The sequence below is a fragment of the Vibrio sp. FE10 genome (genome assembly GCF_030297155.1).
GTDB lineage: Bacteria > Pseudomonadota > Gammaproteobacteria > Enterobacterales > Vibrionaceae > Vibrio > Vibrio apostichopi.
Genome location: NZ_AP028067.1, coordinates 2,230,858 through 2,236,901 on the forward strand (window position 1 = coordinate 2,230,858; position 6,044 = coordinate 2,236,901).

Genomic DNA, 6,044 nt, shown 5'->3' on the forward strand with positions numbered 1-6,044 from the left:
TATTGTATTACAATTAAGCTCATTCCCTTATGATGGATGCAAGTTAAGTAACACTTAAAAGATTTAAACAGATTAGGAGATACACAATGAACTCTTTCTTTATCCTAGATGAAAACCCATGGGAAGAACTTGGTGGCGGCATTAAGCGTAAAATCGTTGCTTACACTGACGATCTTATGGCTGTACACCTGTGTTTTGATAAGGGCGCGATTGGCCATCCTCATACTCACGAAATTCACGACCAAATCGGTTATGTTGTTCGTGGTAGCTTCGAAGCTGAAATCGACGGCGAGAAGAAGGTGCTTAAAGAAGGCGATGCTTACTTCGCTCGTAAACACATGATGCACGGTGCGGTTGCACTAGAGCAAGACAGCATCCTTCTTGATATCTTCAACCCTGCGCGTGAAGATTTCCTAAAATAATTAATAGCGCAACCTCAGTTGCTAAGGTAAGCATATGAAATCATTAAACATCGCGGTCATTGGCGAGTGCATGGTTGAGCTACAAAAGAAACAAGACGGGCTTAAGCAAAGTTTTGGTGGCGATACGCTGAATACTGCACTTTACTTGTCACGCTTAACAAAAGAGCAAGATATCCAAACTAGCTATGTAACAGCGTTAGGTACTGATCCATTCAGTGTCGACATGTTGAAAAAGTGGCAAGCAGAAGGTATCGACACAAGCCTAGTGGCTCAGCTTGATCACAAACAACCAGGGCTTTACTACATCGAGACCGATGAAACTGGTGAACGCAGCTTCCATTACTGGCGTAGTGACGCTGCCGCGAAATTCATGTTTGATCAACCAGACACCCCTGCTCTACTTGATAAGCTATTCTCTTTTGACGCGGTTTACCTAAGTGGTATTACGCTTGCTATCTTGACTGAGAACGGACGTACGCAGCTATTCAACTTCTTAGACAAATTCAAAGCTCAAGGCGGCCAAGTATTCTTCGATAATAACTACCGTCCTAAACTTTGGGAAAGCCAACAAGAAGCGATTTCTTGGTACTTGAAAATGCTTAAGTACACGGACACGGCTCTACTCACGTTCGATGACGAACAAGAGCTGTACGGTGACGAAAGTATTGAACAGTGTATTGCACGTACGTCTGAGTCTGGTGTGAAAGAGATCATCATTAAACGTGGTGCAAAAGATTGCTTAGTGGTTGAAAGCCAAAGTGCTCGATACGTTGCACCCAACCCTGTAGACAACATCGTTGATACTACCGCAGCTGGTGATTCATTCAGTGCTGGCTTCTTAGCTAAACGCTTAAGTGGTGGTAATGCTAGCGATGCAGCATTAGCAGGTCATATTGTGGCAGGGACTGTGATTCAGCATCCAGGTGCTATCATACCTCTAGAAGCGACGCCTGATTTGTCTCTATAATTACGCACTTTATATATTAATCAAGGGTTTGCTTAGTTGAAAGCAAGCCCATAATTAACGTGAGAAAGAATTCATGACTACATTAAATGAACAACTAGCAAGCCTAAAAGTAATCCCTGTAATCGCTATCAACCGTGCTGAAGACGCTATCCCTCTAGGTAAAGCACTTGTTGAAAACGGCATGCCATGTGCAGAAATCACACTACGTACAGAATGTGCAATCGAAGCGATTCGCATCATGCGTAAAGAATTCCCAGACATGCTAATCGGTTCAGGCACGGTACTGACTAACGAGCAAGTTGACGCATCTATCGAAGCGGGCGTTGATTTCATCGTAAGCCCAGGTTTCAACCCTCGTACTGTTCAATACTGTATCGACAAAGGTGTTGCAATTGTACCAGGTGTAAACAACCCAAGCCTAGTTGAGCAAGCAATGGAAATGGGTCTTCGCACGTTGAAGTTCTTCCCTGCTGAGCCTTCTGGCGGTACTGGCATGCTTAAAGCACTTACCGCGGTTTACCCTGTTAAATTCATGCCAACTGGCGGCGTAAGCTTGAAGAATGTAGATGAATACCTGTCTATCCCTTCTGTACTTGCGTGTGGCGGTACTTGGATGGTTCCAACTAACCTTATCGACGAAGGTAAGTGGGACGAGCTAGGCAAGCTTGTTCGTGACGCAGTTGATCACGTTAACGCTTAATCTATTTTAGATTTGGTGATAAAGCCTCACTTCGGTGGGGCTTTTTGTTATCTGAGGTTATTCAATAACTGGATTGTGTTATCTAGATCTTTTGGGTAACTGAAGTTTGATAGTTGATAGTTGATAGTTTGAAGCTGTTACCTGAAAAGCACAATGCTCAAACAAGTTAAGACCTCTACAATACGTTCCCGTTTATCAGGCCATCCACCAGCTATGTGACTGGTAATTTGTAATTTATAATTTTGTGCACGTGCTATTTCACTTCGCTAAAACGACTTACACGACCTGGCAAACACTCTAAGCACTCACTTATGTAATCTAACTCACTCGACTCATATCGTATCTTGAGCCCTGTATCGACGCATCCGCCCTTACTCACCATTACGCATACAAATCTCTTACATATGCTTAAAAACCATCATGAAGCAATACAAGGCTTGTGGCTGTGGTTATCGCTTATCGGATATTAGCTATCGTTTACCGGATATTAGCTATTGGGTATTGAGTATGATTCTCGCTGTTGCCGACTCCAATTTCGAGCGGTTGGACAAACCAAGACCCTAAACACAAGAACAGCAGAAAAATTGAGTGGATAAATCGCGTAGATAAATAGTACGGATAAATAATGAGCAATTCAGGGCGTGAAATAGAAAATAGCGACATAAAAACAATAAGCTACACTTAAATGCTAGAAACAATATTTTGCGATTTAGTACAGAGATTTAACGTGAATCCCGTCGCACAACCACGTTCAGTTGTAGCACATTTGTTACGGTTATAATTAAAATCTTATAAATAAGGCAAGCTAAAGCCTTATTACTTATATTGTAATACATATAAACATTTGAGCTTCAATTTATCTTGGATCTAGAGCAATTCATAAAAACAATTAAAGACAATAAAAACAGCAGGTTAAGCCAACTTGTCGTGTGTGCTCAAAAATCAATGCGACCTAGATCATACTAAAGACATATTGTAGTACAAATAAACCTTTGGACGCGTTAATCTAAGCCCAGTTAATTATGATATTTAAAAGGCTGAAAAGATGACTATTGATACTTTTGTTGTTCTCGCCTACTTCTTCTTTTTAATCGCTATTGGTTGGATGTTCCGTAAGTTCACCACGTCGACTAGTGATTACTTCAGAGGGGGCGGCAAAATGTTGTGGTGGATGGTTGGTGCAACCGCCTTCATGACACAGTTTTCAGCATGGACGTTTACTGGAGCCGCAGGACGCGCATTCTCCGATGGTTTTGTTATTGTAATTCTGTTCTTAGCCAATGCATTTGGTTATTTCATGAACTACATGTACTTTGCCCCAAAGTTCCGTCAACTTCGTGTTGTAACCGCGATTGAAGCAATCAGACAGCGTTTTGGTAAAACTTCAGAGCAGTTCTTTACTTGGTTCGGTATGCCGGACAGCCTAATTTCTGCAGGTATTTGGCTAAATGGTCTAGCAATCTTTGTTGCTGCTGTATTTAATATCCCTATGGAAACCACCATCATCTTCACCGGTGCTGTGTTAGTCATCATGTCGGTAACTGGTGGGTCTTGGGCCGTTGTCGCATCTGACTTCATGCAAATGCTAGTTATCATGGCGGTTACGATCACTTGTGCGGTTGCTGCTTACTTCCACGGTGGTGGCATTACGAACATTGTTGATAATTTCCAAGGTGACTTCATGTTGGGGAATAACCTCAACTATGTAAGTGTATTCGTACTATGGGTTGTTTTCATCTTTGTGAAGCAGTTCGGTGTAATGAATAACAGTATCAATGCTTATCGTTACTTATGTGCTAAAGACAGTGAAAATGCGCGTAAAGCGGCAGGCTTAGCATGTATCCTAATGGTTGTTGGCCCTCTTATCTGGTTCCTACCACCTTGGTACGTAAGTGCATTCATGCCTGATTTCGCATTGGAGTACGCTTCAATGGGTGATAAAGCGGGTGATGCTGCTTACCTAGCATTCGTACAAAACGTAATGCCAGCAGGTATGGTTGGTCTATTAATGTCTGCGATGTTCGCTGCAACAATGTCTTCTATGGATTCAGGTTTGAACCGTAACGCTGGCATCTTTGTAATGAACTTCTATAGCCCTGTTCTTCGCAAGAATGCAGAGCAAAAAGAACTCGTGATTGTAAGTAAGCTAACGACAATTCTGATGGGTATAATCATTATCTCGATTGGCCTATACATTAACTCGTTACGTCACTTAAGCTTATTTGATATCGTAATGAACGTGGGTGCATTAATCGGCTTCCCAATGCTTATTCCAATCTTCCTAGGTATGATTATTCGTAAAACACCAGATTGGTCGGCTTGGACTACATTGATTGTCGGTGGTTTTGTTTCTTACATCTTTGGTATTTCTCTACAAGCAGAAGATATTGAACACCTATTTGGTTTAGAGCAACAATTGACTGGTCGTGAGTGGGCAGATCTTAAAGTTGGCTTAAGCTTAGCTGCACACGTAATCTTTACTGGTGGCTTCTTCTTAGCAACTCAGTTCTTCTATAAACCTTTATCAACTGAGCGTGAGAAAGAAGTTGATACATTGTTTACTAACTGGAATACACCACTTGTTGCTGAAGGTGAAGAGCAACAAAACCTAGATACTAAACAGCGTTCAATGCTTGGTAAGCTTATCAGCACAGCAGGTTTCGGTATTCTAGCAATGGCTCTAATTCCAAACGAACCAACAGGACGCTTGTTGTTCTTACTATGTGGTTCGATGGTACTAACCGTTGGTATCCTACTGGTTAATGCATCTAAAGGTCCGGCTAAGATGAACAACGAGTCAGTTGCTAAGTAGCTAAACAGCTAAACAGCTAAACAGCTAAAATAAGCAGCTAACAAGTTAAACCAATAATGAAGCCCATGTTACTCATTCGAGAACATGGGCTTTTTGTTTGCTAATCAAACTTGCGCATACTTTCAACTCTGAATCGCACTTAAATGTATCTTCTCCCCTTCCCTAAACCTTTCCATTACTCCCGTTCCCCCCCTCTTTCAGACAGAGTTTTCTTACCTCTATTTTTTGTAATCTCACTTTCTTTTAAACTTTCCAATGGTTTGATCTCTTTCTGCTTTTCTTTCTGTTACTTTTAACAACTAGACAAACACAACAGATAATTACAATGAAAAAAACATCACTATTACTTGCTTCCATTGCTCTGGCACTTTCTGGTGTCGCACAAGCTGACCAGCTAGAAGACATCCAAAAGTCAGGCACACTTCGTGTCGGCACCACCGGCGACTACAAACCTTTTTCTTACTTCGACGGCAAAACCTACTCTGGTTATGATATTGACGTAGCTAAACATGTTGCAGAGCAGCTGGGCGTTGAATTACAGATTGTTCGTACCACATGGAAAGATCTACTGACCGATCTAGACAGCGATAAATACGACATCGCGATGGGCGGTATCACGCGTAAAATGCAGCGTCAGTTAAACGCAGAACAAACTCAAGGCTACATGACTTTTGGCAAGTGTTTCTTAGTTGCGAAAGGCAAAGCAGAACAATACAACAGCATTGAGAAAGTGAACCTTTCTTCTGTGCGTGTTGGCGTCAATATCGGTGGGACTAACGAGATTTTTGCGGATGCTAACTTGCAAGACGCGAGCTTTACACGTTACGAGAACAACCTAGACGTTCCGCAAGCCGTTGCGGAAGGTAAAGTTGATGTGATGGTGACAGAAACTCCTGAAGGTCTGTTCTATCAAGTCACGGACGAGCGCCTTGAAGCCGCTCGTTGTGAAACGCCGTTTACCAACAGCCAATTCGGTTACTTAATTCCTAAAGGCGAACAGCGCTTATTGAACACAGTGAACTTCATTATGGATGAGATGAAATTGAAAGGCATTGAAGAAGAGTTTCTGATCCACAACTCTCTTAAGTAACTCTCTTAAGTAACTCTTTTCGATTTATACAGAGACAAAAAAGAGGCCAGCAA

The 6,044-nt window shown here is 41.9% G+C and carries 5 protein-coding genes; all 5 read left to right on the top strand.

Translation table 11 applies throughout. The features are described 5' to 3' along the window. The first annotated feature begins 86 nt into the window (after positions 1-86). The 5 genes from QUF19_RS10040 (at position 87) to QUF19_RS10060 (ending at position 5,991) form a co-directional block, all read left to right on the top strand. The gene (locus tag QUF19_RS10040; RefSeq protein ID WP_004733502.1) at positions 87-422 is read left to right on the top strand and encodes a cupin domain-containing protein; all 336 of its coding nucleotides are present in this window, start codon (positions 87-89) and stop codon (positions 420-422) included. Positions 423-456: 34 nt separating this feature from the next. Further along, positions 457-1,389, top strand: coding sequence for a 2-dehydro-3-deoxygluconokinase (gene kdgK / locus QUF19_RS10045; RefSeq protein WP_102514426.1), 933 nt, complete (start codon positions 457-459; stop codon positions 1,387-1,389). Between the two features lie 73 nt (positions 1,390-1,462). After that, positions 1,463-2,089: a bifunctional 4-hydroxy-2-oxoglutarate aldolase/2-dehydro-3-deoxy-phosphogluconate aldolase gene (locus QUF19_RS10050; RefSeq protein ID WP_017110887.1), complete on the top strand. Its 627-nt coding sequence runs from the start codon at positions 1,463-1,465 to the stop codon at positions 2,087-2,089. Between the two features lie 1,045 nt (positions 2,090-3,134). Continuing rightward, positions 3,135-4,901, top strand: coding sequence for a sodium:solute symporter family transporter (locus QUF19_RS10055; RefSeq protein WP_065204781.1), 1,767 nt, complete (start codon positions 3,135-3,137; stop codon positions 4,899-4,901). Positions 4,902-5,226: 325 nt separating this feature from the next. Continuing rightward, positions 5,227-5,991 carry a transporter substrate-binding domain-containing protein gene (locus tag QUF19_RS10060; RefSeq protein ID WP_286292451.1) on the top strand — a complete coding sequence of 255 codons (765 nt, stop codon included), beginning with the start codon at positions 5,227-5,229 and terminating at the stop codon, positions 5,989-5,991. Positions 5,992-6,044 lie beyond the last annotated feature (53 nt).